This is a genomic window from Streptosporangium lutulentum, assembly GCF_030811455.1.
GTDB classification, from domain to species: domain Bacteria; phylum Actinomycetota; class Actinomycetes; order Streptosporangiales; family Streptosporangiaceae; genus Streptosporangium; species Streptosporangium lutulentum.
Genome location: NZ_JAUSQU010000001.1, coordinates 7284672 through 7308210, shown reverse-complemented (window position 1 = coordinate 7308210; position 23539 = coordinate 7284672). Strand labels below are relative to the sequence as shown.

Annotated in this window: 25 protein-coding genes and 1 pseudogene; 16 read left to right on the top strand and 10 right to left on the bottom strand. The window is 69.3% G+C overall.

Features of this window, described 5'->3' with window-relative positions:
- The first annotated feature begins 105 nt into the window (after positions 1-105).
- On the top strand, positions 106-840 hold the full coding sequence (locus J2853_RS32740; protein WP_307564566.1) for an HNH endonuclease family protein: 735 nt from the start codon (positions 106-108) through the stop codon (positions 838-840).
- A gap of 51 nt (positions 841-891) precedes the next feature.
- Here J2853_RS32740 and J2853_RS32735 read toward each other — a convergent pair whose 3' ends face one another.
- Complete coding sequence (locus J2853_RS32735) at positions 892-1770, bottom strand: DUF4429 domain-containing protein (protein WP_307564565.1); 879 nt, start codon at positions 1768-1770, stop codon at positions 892-894.
- Positions 1771-2042: 272 nt separating this feature from the next.
- Between J2853_RS32735 and J2853_RS32730 the strand changes: the two genes are divergently transcribed.
- Both J2853_RS32730 and J2853_RS32725 read left to right on the top strand, forming a co-directional pair.
- The gene (locus J2853_RS32730; protein WP_370879434.1) at positions 2043-3338 is read left to right on the top strand and encodes an aspartate aminotransferase type Ic; all 1296 of its coding nucleotides are present in this window, start codon (positions 2043-2045) and stop codon (positions 3336-3338) included.
- 32 nt (positions 3339-3370) lie between these two features.
- A complete protein-coding gene (locus J2853_RS32725) occupies positions 3371-3655 on the top strand; it encodes a hypothetical protein (RefSeq protein WP_307564564.1) in 285 nt (94 codons plus the stop codon).
- Between the two features lie 15 nt (positions 3656-3670).
- Here J2853_RS32725 and J2853_RS32720 read toward each other — a convergent pair whose 3' ends face one another.
- Both J2853_RS32720 and J2853_RS32715 read right to left on the bottom strand, forming a co-directional pair.
- The gene (locus tag J2853_RS32720; protein ID WP_307564563.1) at positions 3671-4525 is read right to left on the bottom strand and encodes an NmrA/HSCARG family protein; all 855 of its coding nucleotides are present in this window, start codon (positions 4523-4525) and stop codon (positions 3671-3673) included.
- Positions 4526-4769: 244 nt separating this feature from the next.
- Positions 4770-5603, bottom strand: a complete 834-nt coding sequence (locus tag J2853_RS32715) for an MFS transporter (RefSeq protein WP_307564562.1) — start codon at positions 5601-5603, stop codon at positions 4770-4772.
- 79 nt (positions 5604-5682) lie between these two features.
- Here J2853_RS32715 and J2853_RS32710 point away from each other — a divergent pair, with 79 nt between their 5' ends.
- Entirely contained in the window at positions 5683-6561 is an 879-nt protein-coding gene (locus J2853_RS32710) for a LysR family transcriptional regulator (protein WP_307564561.1), read from the top strand.
- 9 nt (positions 6562-6570) lie between these two features.
- On the opposite strand, the gene pdxR is transcribed toward J2853_RS32710, so the two are convergent.
- Positions 6571-8067, bottom strand: a complete 1497-nt coding sequence (gene pdxR, locus J2853_RS32705; protein WP_307564560.1) for a MocR-like pyridoxine biosynthesis transcription factor PdxR — start codon at positions 8065-8067, stop codon at positions 6571-6573.
- Between the two features lie 225 nt (positions 8068-8292).
- Here pdxR and J2853_RS32700 point away from each other — a divergent pair, with 225 nt between their 5' ends.
- From J2853_RS32700 to J2853_RS32665, 8 genes are all read left to right on the top strand, one after another.
- Positions 8293-9540 carry an MFS transporter gene (locus tag J2853_RS32700; protein ID WP_307564559.1) on the top strand — a complete coding sequence of 416 codons (1248 nt, stop codon included), beginning with the start codon at positions 8293-8295 and terminating at the stop codon, positions 9538-9540.
- A 154-nt stretch (positions 9541-9694) separates the two neighbouring features.
- A complete protein-coding gene (locus tag J2853_RS32695) occupies positions 9695-10363 on the top strand; it encodes a winged helix-turn-helix transcriptional regulator (protein WP_307564558.1) in 669 nt (222 codons plus the stop codon).
- 117 nt (positions 10364-10480) lie between these two features.
- Positions 10481-11359 carry an LLM class flavin-dependent oxidoreductase gene (locus J2853_RS32690; RefSeq protein WP_307564557.1) on the top strand — a complete coding sequence of 293 codons (879 nt, stop codon included), beginning with the start codon at positions 10481-10483 and terminating at the stop codon, positions 11357-11359.
- A gap of 25 nt (positions 11360-11384) precedes the next feature.
- Positions 11385-11969 (top strand): hypothetical protein, encoded by a 585-nt coding sequence (locus J2853_RS32685; RefSeq protein ID WP_307564556.1) that lies wholly within the window; start codon positions 11385-11387, stop codon positions 11967-11969.
- Positions 11959-12822, top strand: a complete 864-nt coding sequence (locus tag J2853_RS32680) for a hypothetical protein (RefSeq protein WP_307564555.1) — start codon at positions 11959-11961, stop codon at positions 12820-12822. The genes J2853_RS32685 and J2853_RS32680 overlap by 11 nt, the downstream gene beginning before the upstream one ends.
- On the top strand, positions 12819-13709 hold the full coding sequence (locus tag J2853_RS32675) for an ATP-grasp domain-containing protein (protein WP_307564554.1): 891 nt from the start codon (positions 12819-12821) through the stop codon (positions 13707-13709). Before J2853_RS32680 ends, J2853_RS32675 begins: the two co-directional genes overlap by 4 nt.
- Positions 13706-14416: a hypothetical protein gene (locus tag J2853_RS32670; protein ID WP_307564553.1), complete on the top strand. Its 711-nt coding sequence runs from the start codon at positions 13706-13708 to the stop codon at positions 14414-14416. Before J2853_RS32675 ends, J2853_RS32670 begins: the two co-directional genes overlap by 4 nt.
- Positions 14413-15213, top strand: coding sequence for a phytanoyl-CoA dioxygenase family protein (locus J2853_RS32665; protein ID WP_307564552.1), 801 nt, complete (start codon positions 14413-14415; stop codon positions 15211-15213). Before J2853_RS32670 ends, J2853_RS32665 begins: the two co-directional genes overlap by 4 nt.
- 68 nt (positions 15214-15281) lie before the next feature.
- On the opposite strand, the gene J2853_RS32660 is transcribed toward J2853_RS32665, so the two are convergent.
- The gene (locus tag J2853_RS32660; protein WP_307564551.1) at positions 15282-15947 is read right to left on the bottom strand and encodes a DUF998 domain-containing protein; all 666 of its coding nucleotides are present in this window, start codon (positions 15945-15947) and stop codon (positions 15282-15284) included.
- 141 nt (positions 15948-16088) lie between these two features.
- On the opposite strand from J2853_RS32660, the gene J2853_RS32655 reads away from it, so the two are divergent.
- The 3 genes and pseudogenes from J2853_RS32655 (at position 16089) to J2853_RS47975 (ending at position 18423) form a co-directional block, all read left to right on the top strand.
- Positions 16089-16412 (top strand): YciI family protein, encoded by a 324-nt coding sequence (locus J2853_RS32655; protein ID WP_307564550.1) that lies wholly within the window; start codon positions 16089-16091, stop codon positions 16410-16412.
- Positions 16413-16545: 133 nt separating this feature from the next.
- Positions 16546-17679 (top strand): annotated as a pseudogene (locus tag J2853_RS47980) (RNA polymerase sigma factor); the annotation flags it as partial.
- A 6-nt stretch (positions 17680-17685) separates the two neighbouring features.
- Complete coding sequence (locus J2853_RS47975) at positions 17686-18423, top strand: site-specific integrase (RefSeq protein ID WP_370879547.1); 738 nt, start codon at positions 17686-17688, stop codon at positions 18421-18423.
- A 103-nt stretch (positions 18424-18526) separates the two neighbouring features.
- On the opposite strand, the gene J2853_RS32645 is transcribed toward J2853_RS47975, so the two are convergent.
- Positions 18527-19147: an RraA family protein gene (locus tag J2853_RS32645; protein ID WP_307564548.1), complete on the bottom strand. Its 621-nt coding sequence runs from the start codon at positions 19145-19147 to the stop codon at positions 18527-18529.
- Positions 19148-19657: 510 nt separating this feature from the next.
- Here J2853_RS32645 and trpD point away from each other — a divergent pair.
- Positions 19658-20734, top strand: coding sequence for an anthranilate phosphoribosyltransferase (gene trpD, locus J2853_RS32640; protein ID WP_307568907.1), 1077 nt, complete (start codon positions 19658-19660; stop codon positions 20732-20734).
- Positions 20735-20763: 29 nt separating this feature from the next.
- Here trpD and J2853_RS32635 read toward each other — a convergent pair whose 3' ends face one another.
- The 4 genes from J2853_RS32635 to tgmA all read right to left on the bottom strand — a co-directional run bounded on the left by J2853_RS32635 (position 20764) and on the right by tgmA (position 23409).
- On the bottom strand, positions 20764-20952 hold the full coding sequence (locus J2853_RS32635) for a hypothetical protein (protein ID WP_307564547.1): 189 nt from the start codon (positions 20950-20952) through the stop codon (positions 20764-20766).
- Positions 20953-21046: 94 nt separating this feature from the next.
- Complete coding sequence (gene tgmC, locus J2853_RS32630) at positions 21047-22177, bottom strand: ATP-grasp peptide maturase system methyltransferase (protein WP_307564546.1); 1131 nt, start codon at positions 22175-22177, stop codon at positions 21047-21049.
- Entirely contained in the window at positions 22174-23139 is a 966-nt protein-coding gene (gene tgmB, locus J2853_RS32625; protein WP_307564545.1) for an ATP-grasp ribosomal peptide maturase, read from the bottom strand. The genes tgmC and tgmB overlap by 4 nt, the downstream gene beginning before the upstream one ends.
- 3 nt (positions 23140-23142) lie before the next feature.
- Positions 23143-23409, bottom strand: a complete 267-nt coding sequence (gene tgmA / locus J2853_RS47970) for a putative ATP-grasp-modified RiPP (RefSeq protein WP_370879430.1) — start codon at positions 23407-23409, stop codon at positions 23143-23145.
- Positions 23410-23539 lie beyond the last annotated feature (130 nt).

The following is a 23539-nucleotide window of genomic DNA, read 5'->3' as shown; positions in this document are numbered from 1 at the left end:
TCACAGTGTCACCGAGCTGTCACCCTGGGTGGCACACCCGTGTCAACCAAGGGTTTTCCGGGAATTGGTCATATCTAGGTCTGTGGACCCTTTCCTGGAGGCTGGGTGGGCACGCGGGACGTGTTCATCGTGGCGTTGGGCGCCGCGGTGCTTTTCTCACTGGCGTCCCAGGGGGACACCGGCTCGCCGAGGTCTCAGGGCGCCGCCCGAGCGCGGGCCGTGCCGCTCGACAATCCGGACGGTGTCCGGCCGGGGCTGGCCCCGGTCGGATCCGCGGGTGACAAGGGCACGGCGGTAAGGATGATCAAGAGGTTGCGGGTCGGGACCATGGGGACGAAGGCGGGCTACAGCCGGTCCAGGTTCGGTGAGAACTGGGCGGACACGGCGAAGGGCGTGCCGTACGCGCGCAACGGCTGCGGCACCCGGAACGACCTGCTCGCCCGCGACGGCGAGAACGTGCGGTACCGCCGGGGGTCGGACTGCGTGGTCGTCTCGATGAAGCTGCGCGACCCCTACACCGGCAGGGTGATCCGGTGGAGCAAGGAGCGTTCCGACGAGATCCAGGTCGACCACGTGGTCCCGCTGTCCTACGAATGGCGGATGGGCGCCTCCCGCTGGCCGATGTCCAAGCGGGTGCGCATCGCCAACGACCCGCTCAACCTGCTGCCGGTGTACGGCGACGCCAACGAGGCCAAGGGCGGCTCCGGTCCCGCCTCGTGGCTCCCGCCGGTGCGCCGGGTCCGCTGCGCCTACGTCGTCCGTTTCGCCCAGGTCGCCCTGAAGTACAACCTGCCGGTCACCCGGGCCGACAAGGCCGTCATGCTCACCCAGTGCCGCTGACGTGCCGGCACGCGATCGTCCGTGGGCCACGGAAACCCGTGGGACACGGCGTCAGAGACGCCGGAGCAGGGACTGTTTGGCGAGGGTGAACTCCTCGTCGGTCAGGACGCCGTCCTTGTGCAGGTCGCCGAGCTCGCGCAGGCGGCGCAGGAGCGCGTCCGGGCCGTCGTCTTCGGCGGGAGCCGATGGTGGGGCCGCCTCCAGGGAGAGGCGGGAGTCCGGGGCGGCGGAGGGATGCGGCAGCCGGACCAGGACGGCGGTGGCGAACAACGCGGTCGTTCGGGTCTCCTTGTCCATCCCCCACAGGACCAGGCAGTGCGGGTTGTGCTTGGGGGCCAGCTTGTGTTCGGAGCCTCTGAGGTGGAACCGGAGGAGGCCGTTCTCCAGGCCGGCGTTCGGGATCCATTCCAGGCCGATCAGATCCTTCAGCGCGAACCGCTGGGGACCGGCCGACTTCTTGACCTCCTCCGCCATCCAGTTCCACTCGATGCGGATCCACTCGCCGTCGAACGTCGCGGTGCCGTCGCCCCCGGGCACCGTCAGCGGGAGCGCCGGGCCCGGCAGCAGGTAGCGGTCGGAGGGGCCCTCCGGCACCTGCTCGATCACCAGGGCGTTGCGCACCTCGTCGACGAGGTATTCGGCGGCGCCCGTACGGTCGGCGTCGATGGTGAGCTGGTAGGGGTCGGCGGTGTCGGCGATCCGCCCGCGCGTGGCCTGGGTGAACGGGTCGGCGCCCTCCCGCAGGCGCAGGCGCAGCCGTCCGCCCTTCTTGCCCGGTTCGTAGGCGATGCCGGCCACCGCCTCCAGCGGCACCGCCATCTCGCCCAGCAACTGCCGCAGCTTCTTCACGCTCCGGTCGTGGCCGGGCACGATCCGCAGGATTTCACCGTCGAATGTCCAGGTACCGTCGCGAACCACGACCTCAGCCATAAGGGGAATCCTATGATGCGTTTCCCTCTCATGTCCGGCCCTCCGGCATCGGGTCTGGTACGGGTGCCGGGGCGCGCGGACACCGCCCGAGCGTGGTTCGAGTGAGCGGGCCGGACGCGGTCCGAGTGTGGTTCGAAGGCGTTTCGGGCATGCGCCCGGGGCGTGGCGGGACCTGACATGAGTACGGTCCGGTTTCCCGCTGCCAGGTGAGGTCTTCTATCCTTTGAAGACCGTTCGAAGCAGACTTCCGACCAGCAGGCGAAGGAACTTCCGTGTCATCTTCGGCCTTTCAGGGCCCTCCGGCCTTGACCCTCGACGAACTGACCGCACAGCGAGACGATGCCCTGCGTGACTACGAGGCACTCGTCCGGCGCGGTCTCTCCCTTGATCTCACCCGGGGTAAGCCGTCGGCGCGCCAGCTCGATCTCGCCTCCCGCATGCTGACCCTTCCCAGTGGCCACACCGCCGCGGACGGTACCGACTGCCGCAACTACGGGGGTCTCCACGGGCTCGCCGAGCTCCGTGAGATCTTCAGCGGCTCGCTCCAGGTTCCCGTCGCCCAGCTGATCGCCGCCGACAACTCCAGCCTCTCGCTCATGCACGACTCCATCGTCCACGCGCTGCTCAGCAGGCTTCCGGGGGGCGAGCGCCGCTGGGCGGACGAGCCGCGGATCGCCTTCCTCTGCCCGGTCCCCGGCTACGACCGTCACTTCGCCCTGTGCGAGCGGTTCGGCATCGAGCTGATCCCGGTGCCGATGACCGACGAGGGTCCCGACATGGACGTCGTGGAGCGTCTCGCGCTTGAGGACCCCCAGGTCAAGGGGATCTGGTGCGTGCCCAAGTACAGCAACCCCACCGGGGTCTCCTACAGCGACGAGACCGTGCGGCGCCTGGCGGCCATGCCGGTCGCCGCCCCGGATTTCCGGATCTTCTGGGACAACGCCTACGCCGTACACCACCTCACGGACACGCCGGTGGAGATCGCCGATCTCCTGGCGCTGTGCGAGGAGAACGGCAATCCCGACCGCGCCTTCGTCTTCGGCTCCACCTCGAAGATCACTTTTGCCGGTGGGGGCGTCGCCTTCTTCGGCTCGTCCGCCGACAACGTGGCCTGGATGCTCGGGCACACCGCCAAGCGGACCATCGGCCCGGACAAGATCAACCATCTCCGTCACGTGGAGTTCCTCCGCGACGAGAACGGCCTGGCCGAGCACATGCGCCGCCACCGCGAGCTGATCCGGCCGAAGTTCGACGCCGTGGAGACGATCCTCACCAAGGAACTGAGCGGCACCGGACTGGCGTCCTGGTCCAACCCCGAGGGCGGCTACTTCATCAGCCTCGACGTGCTGGAGGGGTGCGCGCGCGAGGTGGTGCGCCGGGCGGCCGGGGCGGGCATCGCCCTGACCCCCGCGGGTGCCACCCACCCGTACGGGAAGGACCCCCGCGACAGCACCATCCGCATCGCCCCCACCTATCCCGAGCTGGACGAGGTCGAGCTCGCCATCGCCGGCCTGACCGTCTGCGTGCGTCTCGTCGCGACCGAGAAGCTGCTGGAGCAGGCCCGCTAGCGTGCCGTATCACCTTGGGTCTGTCCTGTTGTGTGACGCGCCGGTCGAGGTCCCACCTCGACCGGTGTGATCACCTCAGACCCCGCTCGTGGCCGGGCGGGGTCGACGACGATGCGGGAAACCCGCTGCCGCGCATCGTACGGCGCGGCAGCGGTTCGGCGGTGACCCGGCGGCGAGCGCGGGCGGTGCTGCCGTCGGCCCAGGGCATGAGCGTCGGCCAGCTCGCCAAGGTGGCCTTCACCGGCGACGGCCAGGTCCGGGACGTGATCCACGACTTCGGCGCAGACGGGTTCGGCTCGCCGTATCCCCGTCGGTGAACGGCATCCGGTTTCCTACCGGTTCTTGTTCAGCCACGCCTCAAGGGTCAGCAGCTCCGGGTACCGCTCGCGGAGCGCGGCGATGTCGATCTGGTACCCCTGCTTGTCGAACCAGTCGAACATGCTCGCCACCTCCTCGGCCTCGGCCCGCAGCTCCTCGATCGGCTTCCGCTCGAAGCGGGTCGGGATGCCGTCGACCTTGGTGAACATCTCGGCGATCTGCCGCACGGTCAGCTCGTCGCCGGCGATCTCGATCTTCTTGCCGATGAACTCGGCCGGCTTGTCGAACGCGTCCGCGGCGATCCGGCCGATGTCGACCAGTGCGATCATCTGCAGCGAGGTGTCCGCGTCCAGCGCGATCGAACCGACCCGCTCGCCGTTCTCCACCTCCGGCACCATGTACCGCCAGTTCTCCATGAAGAACACCGGCCGCAGAACCGTCGTGGGCACGCCGATGGCATCGAGGTGCGCCTCGATCTCCGCCTTGGTCTCGAAGTGCGCGACGCCGGACTCGCGCCAGGCGGCGCCGACGGAGCTGTAGACCAGGTGCGCGACGCCTGCGGCCTCGGCCGCGTCGGCGACGTTCTTGCCCTGCCGCACCTCGACTTCGGGGTGCGGGTCGGCCAGGTCGGCGGGCTGCACGCTGAAGACGCCGTGCACGCCCTGCGCTGCCGCGCGCAGCGACTCGGGGTCGTCGAGGTCGCCGGTGACCAGTTCCACGTCGAGTGCCTTGAGGTCCTTGGCCCTCTGCGTGTCCAGGTCACGGGTGAGGGCGCGCACCGCCCAGCCGTTGTCGAGCAGCCTGCGGGCGACGGCGCCGCCCTGGCCGCCGGTCGCGCCCGTGACCAGGACGGTCTTCTTGTTCGACACTGCGAGATCCTTCCAACGATGTCATGGTGAAGCCGGCTCCGTGAGAGCCGACGGGATGGGGCATGCTTCGGGTGAGCCGATCAGAGCGACGGTTCCGGCGTCGCCGATCCGGATGTCGGCGGCAGCGGGCAGGTCACGCGAGCGAACGGGATTACGCATCATCCGGTGACCTCGTGGCCGCGCGACAGCGCCTCGACCACTCCGACCACTCCGACCGCTTCGAATACGGTGAGCCGCAGAGTTCTCAGCTCCCTCGGGTCCCGCGGCGTTCCAGCACCCACAGGACGAAGGTCCCGCAGGCCAGCAAGCCGCCCAGGACGCTCACCGCCGTCCACAGCACGTTGAACGACGCGAGCGACAGGGCGGCGATACCGGCCCGCCACCGCAACACGGGTTCGTGGCGGAACAGCGCGATCGTCGAGCGCAGCAGCTCCGGGTATGACAGCCCGACCGGGGTGTGCAGGGGCGGCAGGAAGCGCCACAGCAGCACGGTCACCCCGGCGACGAGGATCGCGCTCACCCAGTAGACCGTCCGCCAGCCGCCGAGTTCGGCGAGCCCTCCCGAGACCGTACGGGACAGCAACGCACCCAGCATCAGGCCGGTCATCACCGTGCCGATCACCCGGCCGCGCTGCCCCGGCGCCGCGAGCGTGGCGGCGTACGGCACCACGACCTGGGCCGCCACCGAGGTGAACGCGGTGAGCACGGTTCCGGCCAGCAGCAGGGCTCCGTTGGGCGCGGTCGCCGAGACCAGCAGGAACACCGCGGTCGCCGCGTACAACACGACGGCGAGCCTGCGGCGCTCCACCAGGTCGCCGAGCGGCACGAGCAGAATCAGGCCCAGCCCGTAACCGACCTGCGCGGCCGTCACGATCATTCCGGCCATCGTGGTGCTGAGCTGTAGCTCCCGGCCGAGCAGGTCCAGCAGCGGCTGGGCGAAGTAGTTGTTCGCAACCGAAAGTCCCGTGGCCGCGGCCATCAGGAGCAGCAGCCCGCGGCTCAGCGGCGCGCCGCCGTCCGGCGCCTCGGTGGGTTCGTGGCGCGTCGTACGGCGCGGAGTGGCTGACACGTTCGTCATGCCCCCAGCCTCGGACGTCGACGATCGATGAGTCCAACGCATACTTGTCACGCCAGCGATCGTGATTCACGATGGATTCGTGGAGCTACAGCAGATGCGCTACGTGGTCGCGGTGGCGGAGACGGCGAACTTCACCCGTGCCGCCGAGCGTTGCCGGGTTGTCCAGTCCGCACTGAGCCACCAGATCGCCCGGTTGGAACGAGAACTGGGCGCCCGGCTCTTCGAGCGCACCAGCCGCCGGGTCAGGCTGACCCCCGCCGGCGAAGCGTTCCTGCCCGCTGCCCGGCAGGCTCTCGACGCCGCCGAACGGGCTCGCGCCGAGGTGGCGGCGGCCTCCGGGGAGCTTCGCGGCCGGCTCGCCATCGGCACCATCCCCACCGTCACGGCGGTCGACCTGCCGAGCGCGCTGAAGAGCTTTCACCTGCTCCATCCGCAGGTGCGGATCACGCTGCGCGTGGGGTCGAGCGACGAGCTGGCCGCACAGGTACGGCAGGGCACCCTGGACATCGCCTTCCTCGGGCTGCCGCCGAACGTACAGCCGAAGGGCGTCCGCGGACGCGCCCTGGCGCGGGGTGAGCTGGTCGCGGTGGTGGCGCCCGGCCACCCGCTGGCCGACGAGACCGGCGTGGATCTGCGCCGGCTGTCGAACGAGGTGTTCGTCGACTTTCCCGCCGGTACGGCCGCGCGCGCTCAGTCGGATGAGGCGTTCGCCGCCGCCGGCGTCAGCCGTGAGGTCGCCTTCGAGGTGACGAACGCGGACCTCCTGGCGCGGCTGGTCCGGCTGGGCCTGGGTATCGGCATGATGCCCGCCGCCTTCGTGCCGGAGCTCCCCGGCGTGCACGTCGTCGAGCTCCGTGATCCGCCCACCCGGGTGGAGCACCTGATCTGGAGCCGCCTGCGCCCCTCACCGGCCGCCGCCGCGTTTCTGGACGCCCTGGACATACGGGCAGACTCGTGACGCCGCGTCTCAGGGGGCGTGCTCGTGACGCCGTTCCTCGTGGACCCTCGCGTCCCGCGGGCCCCCTGCGGCGCGGAAGCTCTCCGCGAGCCGCCGCAGACCCGGCTCGATCATCTCCGGCGGGATCGCGCCGTAGCCGATCACGATTCCCCTTTGTGCGGGGGCCTCACCGCAGAAGGTGGCGAGGTTCTCGACCATGACTCCGGCCTCCATCGCGTGAGCCGTCACGCGGTCGAGGTCGACCTCCGCGCCCGGAGCCAGGCGGGCGCACAGGTGCAGGCCCGCGGCGGAGGGCACCGGCTCCAGCCAGTCGGCGAAGTCCCGGTGGAGCGTCGTGAGGATCCGTTCGTGGCGGGTGGCGTACTCGCGCGTCGCCTTGCGAATGTGCCGCGCGAGCAGGCCCTCGTCGATGAACCGTGCCAGCGCCGCCTGGGTGGGAAGCTCGCTGTACCAGTCGGTGAGCTGCTTGGCGCTGCGCAGAGCGGGCTGCAGCGAGGCCGGCGCCACCAGGAAGCCCAGCCTCAGCATGGGCAGCATCGTCTTGGAGAAGGACCCGACGTAGACGACGTGGCCGCTGCGGTCCAGGCTCTGGAGGGGTTCGAGCGGGCGGTCCTCGAACCGGAACTCGCTGTCGTAGTCGTCCTCGATCACCACGGCGCCGCGCCGTTCGGCCCATTCGAGCAGCGCGGCGCGGCGCCCGAGAGACATCGGCGTCCCCAGCGGGAACTGGTGGGAGGGGGTGACGTAGACGAGACGGGCGTGCTGGGGGAGGGCGGAGACGTCCAGCCCCTCGGCGTCGACGGGGACGCCGACGACCCGCGCGCCCAGCGACTGGAACAGCAGCCGCGCCGGGCGATAGCCGGGTTCCTCCACCGCCACGCAACCGCCCGGCTCGATCAGGACGCGGCCGATGACGTCGAGTGCCTGCTGGGCCCCCTGGGTGACGAGCACGTCGTCGGCGTTCGCGCGCACCGAACGGGAGACCCCGACGTAGCGGGCGATGGACTCCCTCAGCCCCGGGTGGCCCGAGGGGGCGTTGTAGACGACGGAGTGCATCAGCGCGGGGCGGAGCTCGCGGGCGACGATCCTGCGCCAGGTTTCGAGCGGGAACAGCCGCGCGTCGGGGACACCCACCCTGAAGTCGTAGAGCGGTCCGGGACCCGGAGAGTCCGGTTCGAGCCGGGGCTCGGCGGCGATGGACCGCCAGAGCCGGCGGGGGCGCACGCCGCTGCCCGTGGGCGCTTTGCGGGGGCGCGTGCGATTGAGGGGCTCGGTGCCCACGAAGGTGCCGGCGCCCACCTGGCCGACGAGGAAGCCCTCGGCGGTGAGCCGTTCGTAGGCGACGGTCACCGTGGTGCGTGAGACGTCGAGTCGTTGTGCCAGCTCACGGGTGGGAGGCAGGCGCTCTCCCGGCCGCAGGCGGCCGTCGAGGATGGCCTCCAGCAGCTGCCGGTAGATCCGGGCCGTCAGATCGCCGCGTCCCGTGAGACTCACGTGAAAATCCACTTTTCCATCGTATTGGTCTGTCTGGTTTGCCAACTATTGGATCTCCTGCGATGCCAATCGACCTCCTAAGGTGATCTCCGTACCGCTCGGAACAGGCGGGAGGCGAGGTCGCGCCCGCCGGCCCCGTCTCGTCTCCGTACGGCCCGCGCGAACGCCCCGGAGACCTCGCGTCGCTCCCGTCGTTCGTGCCCCCCGACTCATCGCGGAGACGACCGAGGAGCCCCCATGTTCAGCCGGATCATGCCGTTCTCCGGGCCGTCCCGGACTCTCGCCCTGGCGCAGTTGGCCAACTCCGTCGGCGACGGGGCGTACTACGTGTGCTCGGCGCTGTACTTCGTCCGGATGGTGGGGCTCTCCCCGACCCGGATCGGCTTCGGCCTGACCCTCGGCTGGGCCGTCGGGGCCGTGGCGGGGGTTCCGCTCGGGCATCTCGCCGACCGGCGGGGGCCCCGGGGAACGGCGGTGCTCCTGGCCGTCGCCACCGGTACGGCGGTCGGCTCGTTCCTGTTCGTCAGATCCTTCGTCCCGTTCGTCGTGGTCGCCTGCCTCTACGCGAGCTGCCAGTGCGGACTCGCCGCCGTCCGGCAGGCGTTGCTCGCGGAGCTCGTGGACAGGGCGCGGCGGACCGAGATCCGGTCCTACCTGCAGGCGACGGTGAACGCGGGACTGGCGATCGGCGCGGCACTCGGCGGGGCGGCACTGAGCGCCGACACGGAGGAGGCGTATCTGGCGGTCCTCGCGATGGACGCGGTGAGCTTCCTGCTGTCCGCCCTCGTGCTGCTCCGCCTTCCGGCGGTGCCCCCCTCTCCGGCCACCGCCCCCGGTGAGCCGGCGCCGGCGGTGCTCCGGGACAGGCCGTACGCGCTGGTCTCCCTCCTCAACATGATCACGCTGCTGAACATGCCTCTCCTCAGCCTGGTGATCCCCCTGTGGATCGTGCAGCGGACCGAGGCCCCGGCCTGGACGGTCTCGGCGCTCATGGTGCTCAACACCCTGGGCGTCGTGTTCTTCCAGGTGCGCGTGGCCCGGCGGGTGACGGACCTGACCACCGCCTCACGGTCCGTACGGCGGGCGGGCATGGTGATGCTCGTCGCGTGCGCGGCGTTCGCGCTGTCGGCGGCCGGATCCTCGGCCTGGGTCGCCGGAGCCGTCCTGCTCGTGGCCGCCTGCCTGCAGGTGTTCGGCGAGATGCTGCAGGGCTCCGGCGCCTGGGAGATCGGGTTCGACCTGGCCCCGCCCGGCAGGCAGGGCCAGTACCAGGGCTTCTTCGGCACGGGCGCGGCGATCGCGAGAATGCTCGGCCCCCTGCTGCTCACCACGTTGATCGTCACCTGGGGAGCACCGGGCTGGCTCCTGCTGGGCGGCCTGTTCCTGGGGGCCGGTCTCGCGATGGGGCCGGCCGTACGCTGGGCGGAACGGACCCGTGCCGCCCGGCTCGCCGCGCCGGACCGTCGCACCGCCTCCCCGTTGTGAGCGGCCCGGCGAGGGCGGGCGTGCCGTCGATCGCGACGACGAGCGCCTTGAAGGCCGGACAGGGTCGCGCGCCTCCATGGTTGTTTTATGCAATCAGATAATTGTTACAATGAATTTAGTTTTATCAAGAGAACGAAAAGCTAATATAAAGAGCATGGCCGGTCGTACCTACGGGCAGTTCTGCGGGCTCTCCCGTGCTCTTGAGATCGTCGGCGAGCGCTGGGCGCTTCTCATCGTCCGAGATCTCCTCGTGGGACCCAGGCGGTTCACCGACCTGCGCCGTGGTCTGCCGAAGATCCCGACCAACATCCTCTCCAGCCGCCTCAAGGAGCTCGAACACACCGGAATCGTCCGCCGCCGCGTCCTGCCACGCCCGGCGGCCTCGGTCGTCTACGAGCTCACCGAGTACGGCCGCGAGCTCGACGACATCGTCCTCCGGCTCGGACGCTGGGGCGCGAGGGCACTGGGCGAGCCCGGGCCCGAGGACATCGTCACCCCCGACTCACTGATCATGGCCCTCCGCTCCACCTTCGGCGCCGAGGCGGCCCGAGGCACGCGGGTGGGCTACGAACTGCACGTCGGCGAGGTCGTCGTCCACGCGCGCGTCGACGACGGCGTCCTCGATATCGGGGAGGGGCCTCTGGCCGGGGCGGATCTCGTCCTGGAGACGGGGGCGGAGATCAGGTGCCTGATGACCGGAGAGCTCGACCCCGGCGAGGCCGTCGAGAGCGGCACCGTCCGTGTCACCGGAGACCCCGCGCTCCTGAATCGGTTCACCGAGATCTTCCGCATCGCTCCTGCTCCGGCGGCGGTTCTTCGCTGATGTAGCGGTGGCGTCCGTATCCGGTCACCTCGATTCCCCGGTCGCGTAAATCGGCGTACGTTGTGCCTACCTTGGTTCGGGGCGGTTCGGGTTTGCGAGGCGCTTTTGGAAATCGGTGTGGTCCTACCGCTCGCGGAGTATCCCTGGAAACAACCTTCATATTCCGAGATTCGCGCGCTGGCGCTCTCGGCTGAGGAATCGGGTTTCGACTCGGTCTGGGTCTTCGACCACCTGCTGTTCCGTGCCGCCGGCGAACCGACCGAGGGCATCTGGGAGTCCTGGACGATCCTGTCCGCGCTCGCGGAGGCCACCGAACGGGTCACGCTGGGCACGCTGGTGCTCTGTACGGCGTTCCGCAATCCCGCGGTGCTGGCCAAGATGGCCGTGACGCTCGACGAGGTCAGCCAGGGCCGACTGATCCTCGGACTGGGCAGCGGGTGGCACGAGCCGGAGTTCGAGGCGTTCGGCGTCCCCTTCGAGAACCGGGTGTCACGCTTCGAGGAGTCGCTCCATGTGATCACCTCCCTGCTGCGTACGGGCACGCTCGACTTCGAGGGGCGGCACATTCGCATCCGGGGCGGTGAGTTGCGCCCGCGGGGCGTCCGCGACTCCGGTCCGCCGATCCTGGTGGCCGCGTTCCAGCCGAGGATGCTGCGCCTGGCCGCCCGTTACGCCGACCTGTGGAACACCTGCTGGCTGGGCGGGCCGTCGACCCTGGGACACTGGCCGGAGCGCGTGAACGCGGCCTGCGCCGAGGTGGGACGAGACCCGGCCTCGCTGGGCATCACCGTGGGCGTGAACGTCGTCCCCGGCGATTCGCCTGCCGGCCCACCCAATGATCGGCCGGTGCTGTCGGGGACGTCCGCGCAGATCGCGGCGGGGTTCCACGGGTACGCCGCACACGGGGTCAGCCATCTGATCTGCAATCTCAATCCGCATGACGCCACCGCCCAGAAGGCGTTGTCCGCGGCGCTTCACCTGTATCGCGACCAGTGAGATTCCGTACAGAGAGGAAAGGCCGATGGCATGGGTGGTGGAGGAATCGCGCGTGATGCCGTTCCTTACGACGTCTGACCGAAGAGACGTCGTCACGAGGCTGCTGGTGCAGCCCATGGTGAGCCGCGTCTTCGAGGAGGAATCCCCCGAGGGGCGGTCATACACGTCCAGTGCGTTCAAATGGAAGGACTCCAAGGACGACAAGGACTCGAAGGACTCCAAAGACTCCAAGGATTTCAAGGACAGCAAAGACAGCAAGGATTCCAAGGACAGCAAGGACTCGAAGGATTCCAAGGACTCCAAAGATTCCAAGGACAGCAAGGATTCCAAAGACTCCAAGGATTTCAAGGACGGAAAGGATTCCAAAGACTCCAAGGATTTCAAGGACGGAAAGGACAGCAAGGACTCCAAGGATTTCAAGGACGGCTCTGACTGGTCGGGGGTCTCCGCGGAGCTCAAGGTGTTCGCGGATACGGACCGCTCCGGAGCCTCGTCGGCCGTCGACGACACTCTGGTGACGGTTTCCCAGGACGACGCCGCCGAGATCCTTGAGACACTCCGCGGGTCGCGGGCGACCCGGTTGCTGAGGAGACGTGGCCTTGTCATCTGAGTCGTCGCCCACCTCGGGGCCGGTCACCGTACCGGTCCCGGAGCCGGCTGCCGTGGCGCCGGTCGACATCGAGTTCGTGATAGTCGCCGACCCCGCCGACAAGGTGGCGGCCGAGCTGGTCGCATACGTTCAAGAGCGCGGCCGGGCGGCGGCCGTGCTCGACATGTTCGAGGCCGCACAGCTTTTCACGCTCTCCGTCGCCAACGGGCGGGCCACGGTCGAGCCCGCGCTGCCGATGCTCCTGCGGCTGCCCGCCCCACCCGCGCCGCGGACGAGCGTCGACGCCGAGTTCCAGTTCAACGAGTGCCTCGCCCAGCTGTGGGCGGTGGCCACACTGTCACCCGCTCCGGTGATCAACAGGCCCTCCGCCCGGTCTCTGGGAGGCCAGGCGTCCCATTCGGCGGCGCTCACCGCGATGAGGGCGGGCGAGCACGCCGGCTCGGCCGAGGTCTTCACCTCCGTCTACCCCGAGCCGGGCGTGCCGGAAGGCGGCGGGTGGTGGGTGCAGGACACCGGGGCGCTGACGACCTCCCAGTGGCCCGATCGACCCGTGGGAGAGGGGCCCTACCGGGGGCGCTGGTCCGATCCCGACCCCGCCTTCGAGATCGTCGTCGTTCTGGACGGGCGTGCCTGGCGGTGCACGACCGTGGACCTGGACCACCTGGATCTCGAAGGCCGCAGCCTCGCCGCCTCCGCGCGGCTCGGGCTGGACCTCGCCGCCGTGACCTGGCGGGTGACGGCGGACGCCGAGAACGCGCTCCTGGTCAACGTGGAGCCCTACCCGGGCCTGGAGGAACTGCGCATGGTCTGGCCGGGGTTCGGCCCGCGTCTCATGGAGGTGCTCTTCCCATGATCTACGCCCTGGGTCTCGCGTCGGACGGCACGTTCGAGCACTTCGTCGCCGAGGCGCGCCGGTGCGGGGAGCGGGTGGTCCCCATCGACCTGCGCGACGTCGCCACGCGGGGCGACTGGCGGCTCGCCGTCCCCGACGACGGTGCCGCCTGGGTGACGGACGGTGACCGGCGGTACGACCTCGACCCCGCCGCGTCCTACTTCTGCAGGCTCATCGACCTGTCCGCCCTCCAGGACGACACGCGCGCCGCCGCCCGGTGGCACGGCCTGGTCAGGGGGTTGTTCGCCTGGCTCGACGCGGTGCCGGGCACCGTGGTCAACCGGCCGGGCGCGTGGTCGGACAACGCGTCGAAACCGCTTCACGAGTTCACGCTCCAGAGCCACGGCCTCACCGTCCCCGAGAGCCTGACGAGTTCCGACGGAGAGCGGCTGCGCGCCTTCGCGGAGGCCGGGCCCACCATCGTGAAGACGCTCTCCGGCGTCCGGGCCACGGGCAGGCTCGTCACCCCCGCCGACTTCGATACCTTCGTCAGCGGTCAGGGCCCCGTCCACCTGCAGCGATACGTCGCCGGAAGCGACGTCCGCGTGCACGTGTGCGGGACCCGCGCGCACGCGGAGGAGATCCGGTCCGAGGCGGTCGACTACCGGGCCGACGACGACGCGGTCTTCGAGCCCTACACGCTCCCGGCCGACCTGGCCGAGATCCTGACCGATCGCACACGATCCTTCGGGATGTCGTTCGCCGGGTGGGATTTCAAGCGCGACCCGCAAGGCGTCCACTGGTGCCTGGAGGTCAATCCCATGCCGGGTTACGACTGGTACGACCGCAGGGCGGGCGGCGCCATCAGCGAATCACTGGTCGGCCTTCTGACGGGAGAGAAATCATGATCACCTCTCTGGACGTGCTGGACGAGGAACAGAGCGCGCGGGTCAGGCAGGACGTGTACGCGCTGCGTTCGAGCTGGATGCCCCGGGGGCTCGAACCGGCCTCGTTCTTCACCCTGGGATCGCCCAGCTACCTGGACCTCGCGGAGAATCCCGAAGGCGGCGGCTACTACGCCCACGCGCGGGCCGACCGGCCCGTCCTGTGGGAGCGGTTCGGCTGGCTGTACGAACGGCTGGCCGGGATGCTCGAAGAGCACCTCAAGGAGCCCGTGCACTATCCGGAGAACCTGGCTCTTCCCGGGTTCCACGTGTGGCTGGCGCCCGCGGTGTTCACCAAGCCCAAGGCGCCGATCCACTTCGACATGCAGTACCGCGAGATGGAGTGGCCGCCGGGCACCGATCTGTCGAGGCTGATCTCGTTCACGCTTCCCCTGCGCCTGCCGGAAGCCGGCGGCGGGCTGAACGTCTGGGAGGCCACCTACGAGGAGTTCCGGGAGGCGCTGGACAGGGGATGGATAGACGGGGCGTCCGACCTGCAGCGCTTCCACCCCCGCCAGTACGTGGCCTACACGGCGGGCCGCCTCGTCATGCACTCCGGGCACATCCTTCACCAGGTGGCGCCATGCGCCCGGGTGGAGCCCGACGACGAGCGCCTGACCCTGCAGGGCCACGGGGTGTGGTGCTCGGGACGCTGGAGCCTCTACTGGTGAGTGTCCTGCGGAAAGCGGATCTGGACGCCTTCGTCGAGCGCGGCTTCTGCGTCCTGCCCGGAGCCTTCGACGCCTGGCGGGCCTCGGCCGCGCGAGCCCGCGTGTGGCGGCGGATGGAGGAGAAGGCCGGTATCCGTGAGGACGACCCCGCCACCTGGCCGGAGGTCTACGACATCGAGGAACGGCTCGCCGTCCCCGAGGTGCTCGACTGCTTCACGGACAGGCTCGTGGCCGCCGTCGAGGAGCTCATCGGCGAGGGGCGCTGGCGAGGCATCCGCGGGTGGGGCTTCTGGCCGGTCAACTTCTCCTACGGTGCCCGGCTCCCGTACGCCGTTCCCCCTTCGGGGTGGCACATCGACGGCAACTGGTTCCGGCACACGATCGATGCCCAGCACCAGGGCCTGCTGCTGATCGGGCTCTTCTCCGACGTCGCACCCCGGGGCGGCGGGACCCTCGTGTCGGAGGGGTCCCATCGGCGCACGGCACAGGTGCTCGGTGAGCATCCCGGCGGGCTCACCCACCTGGAGCTGTTCGAAGAGGTCCTGGCCGAGCCCATCGGCAACTTCCACGAACTGACCGGGGAGGCGGGCGACGTGGTCCTCGCGCACCCCTTCCTGTTCCACAGCCGTGGATACAAGCACGGGGGTCCGCCGCGTTTCATCAGCAACACGGAGGCCGGCCTGGTGGCGCCCCTGCGCCTGCGCGGCCCGGATCTGTCCGTCCTGGAGCGGTCGGTGCGGTCGGCGCTCACCGGCCCGCCGCCTCACTTCGACGCCCCCCAGCGCTGCAGCTTCTGATCCCGGCCCTCCGTCTCACCGGTCGTGCTCGATGCGGAGCCGGTTCCTCTCGCTTCCCGGAGGGAGGTTCAGAGGCCGCGACGGTATCGGACGGCGACCACGGAGATCCAGAGCATCGCGGTGATGGCGCCGACGGCCAAGGTCAGGGATCCGGCCTTGCCGCCGGTCATCGACCAGCCGTTGCCGAGCAGAAGGGCGGTGCCGGCGACGCGGGAGGCGACGGCATGACCGCGGTTCCCGGCGCGACTGAAGTGGCGGCCCAGGACGTAGCAGGCGGCGATCAGGGCGATGAAGGCGATCGAGCCGGAGGCCATGTGGCCGTAGGAGTGCCAGGTGAGCGTCTCGGGCATCCCGGAGGGGGTGCCGACGGGGAAGCCGTCGGCCGGGTCCATGACGAAGACCCCCGCGGCGATCATGCCGATGCCGTTGACCAGGACCAGCCGGGGCGCCCACGTGCCTCCGGGGGAACCGTGCATGGCCCGGCGCAGGCCGGTCGCCCCGGCGACGGTCAGGACGCCGGCGACCAGGAAGTTGGTGATCTGCAGCCAGCCGAGGGAGCCGCTGCTCAGCACGCTCAGCGGATGGCGGATCAGGTCGAAGCCCTCACGGGTGGCGGCCTGGGCCAGGGAGACGACCGCCCACAGGGGCGCCGAGACGACCGCGCAGGTGAGCAGCAAGCGGGTGGTGGGGGCCGAGGCGGGGGTGGTGGCGGCGGGAAGCTGGACGGCGGTCATGGCCGAGGCCTTTCTGAGGTTCGTCTTCTTCGGTTCTCGCTCACACGTCGATCCGGTGATGTGACAGGGAATGATCGCGTTCCCTGTCACATTGGGTTGTTCGACGCGTAGGCAGAGCAACAAAACCGAAGGAGAGAATTCATGCGCTACCTGATGATGTCCAAGGCCTCCGACACCGCCCCCGACGAGAAGCTGTACGTCGAGATGGCCAAGTTCGTCGAGGAGCTGACCGCGGCGGGTGCACTACTGGCCACCGGTGGCCTTGAGCCGGGCGGTGTCCGCATCACATCCTCCGGCGACACGATCACGATGACCGACGGGCCGTTCGCCGAGGCCAAGGAGGCCGTGGTCGGCTTCGCGCTGATCGAGGTCCGTTCCAAGGAGGAGGCGATCGAGCTGGCCCGGCGCTTCCGCAGGATCGTCGGTGACGGCGAGAGCATCATGCAGCAGGTCTTCGGCCCCTGAGCCGCCCACGGCACCGTCCCGGCTTGCGGGCGAGCCGGGACGGTGCTGTCATCAGGCGGTGACGAACGTCCATCGCACCATCGACGCGCTCTGGAAACTCGAGTCGGCAAAGATCATCGCTGGGCTCACGCGGATGGTGCACGACGTCGGCCTCGCCGAGGAGCTGGCTCAGGACGCGCTCGTCTCCGCGCTCGAACAGTGGCCCGAGTCGGGTGTCCCCGGCAACCCCGGCGCCTGGCTGATGGCCGTCGCCAAGCGCCGCGCCATCGATCACCTCCGGCGCTCCCGGCGTCTTGAGCGCAAGCACGAGCAGCTCGCCCACGAGCTGGAACAGCCGCAGGATCCCGAGCAGGACGACATCCTGCGGCTGATGTTCATCTCCTGCCATCCGGTGCTGCCGACCGAGGCGCGGGTCGCGCTGACGCTTCGGCTCCTCGGCGGTCTGACGGCCGAGGAGATCGCCCGGGCGTTCCTCGTCAACGAGCCGAGGATCGCCCAGCGCATCGCCGGGGCGAAGCGGACGCTGGCCGAGGAGCGGGTGCCGTTCGAGCTGCCGGACGGCTCGGAGCTGGCCGAGCGCCTGTCGTCGGTGATCGAGGTCATCTACCTGATCTTCAACGAGGGGTATTCGGCGACGTCCGGGGACGATCTGATGAGGCCGGGGCTCTGCCTCGAGGCACTGCGGCTGGGCCGGCTGCTGGCCGAGCTGGTGCCGTACGAGGCCGAGGTGCACGGGCTGGTCGCGCTGATGGAGATCCAGGCGTCCCGCTCCGCCGCGAGGATCGGGCCCTCGGGCGAACCCGTCCAGCTGCACGAGCAGAACCGGGGGCGCTGGGATCAGCTCCTCATCCGCCGTGGTTTCATCGCGATGCTGCGAGCACGGGAGATCGGCGGCACACCCGGCCTGTACGTGCTGCAGGCGGCGATCGCCGTGTGCCACGCGCAGGCACGGACCCCCGAGGCCACCGACTGGCCACAGATCGCGGCCCTGTACGAGGCGCTGGCCCGGCTGCTGCCGACGCCGATCGTGCAGCTCAACCGGGCGGTGGCGCTCGGGATGGCGCATGGGCCGCAGGCGGGGCTCGCCCTGGTCGACTCCTTGACCGGCGACCCCGCGTTGCAGGATTACCACCTTCTGCCGGGGGTCCGGGGCGATCTCCTGGTCCGGTTGGGCCGGCACGAAGAGGCGCGGCGGGAGTTCGAGCGGGCCGCGTCTCTCACCAGGAACGTCGCCGAACGCGCCTTTCTGCGCCGCCGGGCGGACGGGATCGCGGTGCCCGGCGCGCAGGGCGTCACCCTCGGGCGGGCCGCTCGGAGTTTCCTGGGACGCGACGACCTGGACGCCGAGACGATCCGCTCGTACGGGCAGACTCTGCGGCGCCTCTGCCTGACCCTGGGCGATCAGACGCCGCTGGCCTCCCTGACCGCCGACCAGGTGGCGCGGGCGTTCGCGATGGCCTGGGGTGAGGCGGCGGCCAAGACGTGGAACAGGCACCGGTCGGCCGTCCGGTCGTTCGGCGCCTGGACGTCTTCGGACCACCTCGCGGCGGGTCTCGACCGGCGTGCCGAGACCCGTCCCCGGACGGAGACGATCGGCTCGGCACAGCTCCAGGCGCTCTGGAGCCGCCCCGACCTGCCTCTGCGCGAACGGACCCTGTGGCGGCTCCTGCACGAGTCGGCGGCCGGGGTGAGGACCGTCCTGTCCCTGAACGTCGAGGACCTGGACCTGGACGACCGCCGGGCCCGCGCGGGCGACACCTGGGTGAGCTGGCGTTCCGGGACCGCCCGGCTCCTGCCCGACCTGGTCGGCGGCCGGACCCGGGGTCCCCTGTTCCTCGCCGACCGCAGGCCCGGGCCGTCCCGTACCCCGGCGCGGGCAGATCTGTGCCCGGAGACGGGCCGAGGCCGCCTGTCCTACGAACGGGCCGAGTATCTCTTCAAGCAGGCCACCAAGCCCCTGGAGCCGGCGGGCAACGGTTACACCCTCCGGCAGCTCAAGCGCCGCACCTGATCGCCGGACGACTCGGTAGGGACCACGTCGCGCCGGCCACGACGCCACAGACCCGAGGCGCGCACGCTCGGCGCATGCCGGACAGCCCGCAACCGCGGCTGCTTTATTCGAAGCCGTTCTCGCCCAGGATCTTGTCGATGCGGGCGCGATGCGCGGCCTCCCACGCGTCGAGGGTTTCGCCGGCCTCCTTGGCCAGCCTCGTCTGAGCGTCGAGGAGCACCTGCTCCCGACGGGCGCCGGGAGTGACCACGATGCCCTCTTCGTCGGCCACCACGACGTCGCCGGCCCTCACGTCCACCCCGCCGCACCGCACCCGGCCGTTGAGCGGCCCGACGGCCGCCTTGGTTCCGGGCACGGGGATGACTCCCCTGGCGAAGACGGGAAAGTCCATCTCGCGCACCTCGGCGAGGTCACGGATCACCCCGTCGACCACGAACGCCGCGATCCCCCGACGTTGAGCGACGGCACAGACGTTCCCTCCGGCGACGGCGTAGTCCACGTCACCCGCTTCGACGACGATGATCGAGCCGGGCTCCGCGCGATAGATGGCCGCGTGAAGCATGAGGTTGTCACCCGGAGGGCACCGTACGGTGAACGCCGGGCCGGCGACTCGCCGGATCGAGGGCCACAGTGGGCGAATGCCGATATCCATGACCTGCTCGCGTCCCAGGACATCGGCGAGCGTGGTCGGGGGGATGTCCTCGAATTCGGTGACGTCGTTCATGTTCTTCCTTCGTCCGGGCGCCCTCCCACGGAGAACGGAGATCGGGGACGAGGCTCACAGCCCCGGGCCGGTCCGGTCCGTGGTCAGGGCGGGCAGCATGATCCGTGCGTTGCGGACGCCCGGCGGATCGCGCAGCCGCCCTGTCAGGCCCTGCTCGCCCCTGTGTGGCGCCGTGTCTCCCGCCTCATCGAATATATCTCGATATCAAGAGATTAAACATCGGGGGAGAGTCTGCACGAAGATAGTCTCGATGTCAAGATACTTGATGTCGACATACCCTCCGGGAAACCGGATGAATGCGTCCGGGACGGGTTCGTAGCGGGCCTCGGCCTGCCTCGGTCCGGGGGCCTGGTGTACCTTTTCCACCGTGACTACGCGTTCGAACCAGTGGTGGCCCGCCTCGTAGGCGGTCCCGGGTTCCAGCGCACCATCGGCCGCCTCGACGAGGCGGCCGTCGTCGTTTCCGAGGGCAGCCGTCGCGTCGAGTCCTCGACATCGGAGACGTCAGAGATGACCGCAGCACAATCCAGCCCGCCGGTGGGCCGTACGACCTGGTCCGCGCTTCTCGGCGCGCTCCTCGACGGCGAGTCGCTGTCGGCCGCCCGGATCGCGTGGGCGACGGACCAGATCAGGACCGGTGCGGCGACCGGCGCGCAGATCGCCGGATTCGCCGTCGCCCTGCGGGCCAAGGGGGAGACCGTCGCCGAGGTGTCCGGGCTCGCCGAGGGCCTGCTCGGCCACAGCGTCCCGATCGAGATCTCCGGCGACCTGGTCGACCTGGTCGGCACCGGCGGGGACCAGGCCCACACCGTCAACATCTCCACCATGGCCGCCGTCGTCGCGGCGGCCGCCGGCGTGAAGATGGTCAAGCACGGGGGCAGGGCGGCCTCGTCCTCCTCCGGTTCGGCGGACCTCCTGGAGGAACTGGGCGTGGACATCTCCCTGCCTCCGGAGCAGACCGCTCAGGTCGCCGAGGAGGTCGGTATCACCTTCTGCTTCGCCCCGCTCTTCAACTCGGCGCTGAGGCACACGACCGGTCCGAGGCGCGAGCTCGGCATTCCGACCGTGTTCAACTTCCTCGGCCCACTGCTCAATCCCGCCCGGCCCCGCGCGCAGGCGGTCGGCGTCGCCCACTCTCGGATGGCCGCGGTCATCGCGGGCGTCCTCGCCGGGCGCGGCGGCTCCTCGCTGGTCTTCCGCGGCGACGACGGGCTGGACGAGCTCACCACGTCCGGTCCCTCGACGGTCTGGGTCGTACGGCACGGCACGGTGACCGAGACCCGGTTCGACCCCGCCGACCTGGGCCTCGCCCCCGTCGCCCTTGAGGATCTCCGCGGCGCGGACGCCGTGTACAACGCCCGAATCGCCCGGGCGGTGCTGGCGGGAGAACCGGGGCCGGTGCGTGACATCGTGCTGCTCAACGCCGCCGCCGCCGTCGTGGCGGCCGAGGGCGCCCCGGCTCCGGACGCTCTCACCGAGGCGCTCCGGCAGGCGTGCAAGCGCACCGCCGAGGCCGTCGACTCCGGCGCGGCCTCGGCCCTCCTGGACCGCTGGATAGACGTCAGCCGCTCACTGCGCCCCGCGTGAGCCACCCGGCCTCGTGGTAATCGGATGCGCTACACGAGGTCGAAGTGACGCTCGGAGTGGATGAAGGCCAAAAACTCGTCCAGTTCCTCATCGCTTTCGAAGGTATGGGCGGTGAGGTCCTCGACAGAACGGATCGGCCGTGCACGTTTGGCTCTGATCAACTCATCAACCGAAGTCTTCTTCCGCACAGGCGAGGAGATCGGGCGATCCGGCTGCATCGAGTTACCCCCCCCGGCAGAAACTTGATTGAGAGCCGACGTCTGTAATTGGTGACCGTCTGACGTTACCTCTGCCGGGGGAGCTTTCGGCGAGCTAGGCGGGCAGGTCCCAGGACCGGCCGTTCGGCTCGCCCAGCCAGACATACTGGCGATCCCGGGTGACGGTGAGCCCGAACGCCGACTGATGCGGAGACCCGGCGTCCTGCCAAGTCAGGACGGCTTCCTCTACCGCATCCCACAGCCGTACGGGGCCGTGCTGGTGGACGGTCCATCCGCCGTCGGGGTTGGGCTTGGTGTCGGCCCGTGACCCGGTGCCGACATCCAACAGGATCGTTACGTCACCGACCATGGACCGCTGGGCGGCCGGTGCGGCGAGCTGGGCGACGAACAGGGCCGCCTCGTCCTCCAGGATCGCCGGATCGATCTTAGATCGGCTGGCATCTCCGGTGCCGGTCACCAGGGGAGGTCGCGGCGGCGGCAGGTGGGATCGGGCGGTCATGAAATAGAGATCCTCCTTGAGGAAGTGCCCGCTGGCGCTGCCCTCATCGGCCAAGGTCAGGTGAGCGAAGGCAACCCCGCTCATCCAGCCCCATATGGGGGCGGTGATGGTCCCTCCCTTGCGGACCTGCCGCATCCATGCCGCAGGGATGGTCCGAACCGAGCAGGTGGCGATCAGCCGGTCGTATTCGGCATTTTCGTCATAGCCGTGGAGCCCGTCACCCACGACCAGGGTCGGTGCGTATCCGACCTCAGCGATCGCTTTTCTGGCCCGATCGGCGACCTTCGAGTCGTACTCGATGGAGGTGACGGCCTCCTGACCGAGTCTCTGGCACATCAACGACGTTGAGTAGCCGGTGCCGGTGCCGATCTCCAGCACCCTGTCACCTTCGGAGATCTGCGCGGCCTCCAGCATCAGCACGACCAGGCTGGGGAATGTGGAGGAGGAGCTCGGCGACCCGGTCACGATGCCGGTCGCGTCTTCGGCCAGGACTCCTGCCACCTGGGTCACCCATGTCGCGTCGGTGTAGGCCAGGGTCAGCCACTCTTCCTCGGTCACCTCAGCGCGATGGACAGGGGACCACTGATCGGCACGGGTCTCATCGACCCGATAGACGGCCTCGCCCAGGAACGGCTCGCGCGGTACCGCCTCCAGTGCCTCGTGCCAGCCGGGAGAACCGACCTGATCCGCCAGCGCGAGGCGGAGCTTCGCGGCCATGCCGCTCATGGCCACCATCCTTCCAACAGAACATCAGCGAAAGCGTGCGCCATCGCATCGGAGCCGGGCAGCCAGCCCCACTGCCCGTTGGGGTTACATTCGATGAAGGTCCAGGAATCGCACGCTTCAAGAGCGAAGTCGAACGCTCCGAATGCCAGGCCGAAGTGGTCAAGGTAGGCGCGTAGAGCGTCCTTGATCGGCTTGGGCACGTCGATGGCGTCGTAGACCAGTGCATCCCAATCGCCGCTGCGCCAGTCGAGCGCGCCGTCGGGGGTGGTGATTCTGCTCGCGAACACGGTTCGACCAATCACGGTCACCCTGGCGTCGGCGACCTTACGCACTTCCTCTTGGAAGAGGTGAGCGGTCACGGACAAGGAGTCGTCAAGGTCTTGCTGGGTTACCCGTTGTGTCCATATCGCAGCGACATGACCATCCAGGGTAGACGGAGCGCCTCGGAACGATTTGTAGATGGTTGGCTCATGTTCAGCGACGAATTTCCTGATCGCCTCCGGGTCGTTCGATATCAGCGTGGCAGGCACTTTGAAACCCACCTGGGCGGCCACCTGTAGCTGCGTGGCTTTGAAATCGGCCTCACTGATATCGGCGGGGTGGTTGACGTAGCGGCAGACCGGCAGGCTCTCCAGCAGTCCGCCCAGCCCGTGCCTGGCCTCGGTCACGGCGAACTGCTGAGCTTGCCGCTCCAGCTCCGTAAAGCGCCAGAGGCTGGGGCGGCGGTAGTACACCGCCCCGACCTCCTCCAGTGTGATCTCACGACTCGGCGTTCGGAGCCGCCCAGTCCACTTCGTGCGGTCCTTGTCGATGCGGGCGCTGAACATCAGGTCAGCGCCGATATCGGCGGGGTCGACACGGGCGACCTGTACCTGACGCTCGTTCAGCGCCCGGATGACCAGATTGGCGGTGGCGTCCTCTATTGACGTGATGACCAATACGATCTGTGGTGAGATCGGCATTCGCTAGTCCGACCGGTGGTCGTTTGTAGAGTCGTCTGCCATCGGGGAGGAGCCCCCTGAGCCGTCTCCGCCGCCACCCTTCGACGTGGTGATCGTCTGGTAGGTCGAACTGGTGCTGTCCTTACCCATATCTATGATCGCGCCGTGCGCGTCGTAAAAGTTGGTGATCTGAGTGTCAGAGTCGAGCCGAAATGCGGCATACGGTGATGGATCTGCGGGAAGACGTTCGGTCATCCGGGTTAAGCCCCAGGGGGCAGCCGTCGCTGTCATTGTTCCTCCTCATTGAGCTTTGCTCGCTGTTCCTGCTACGCCTGTGCAGCCTCGCGCCAACGCGGCGACCATCTGAGACATGGCCTCGGCCTACGGTCCGAGGGCGTTTTTTGCGTTGTGGCCCCGTTAG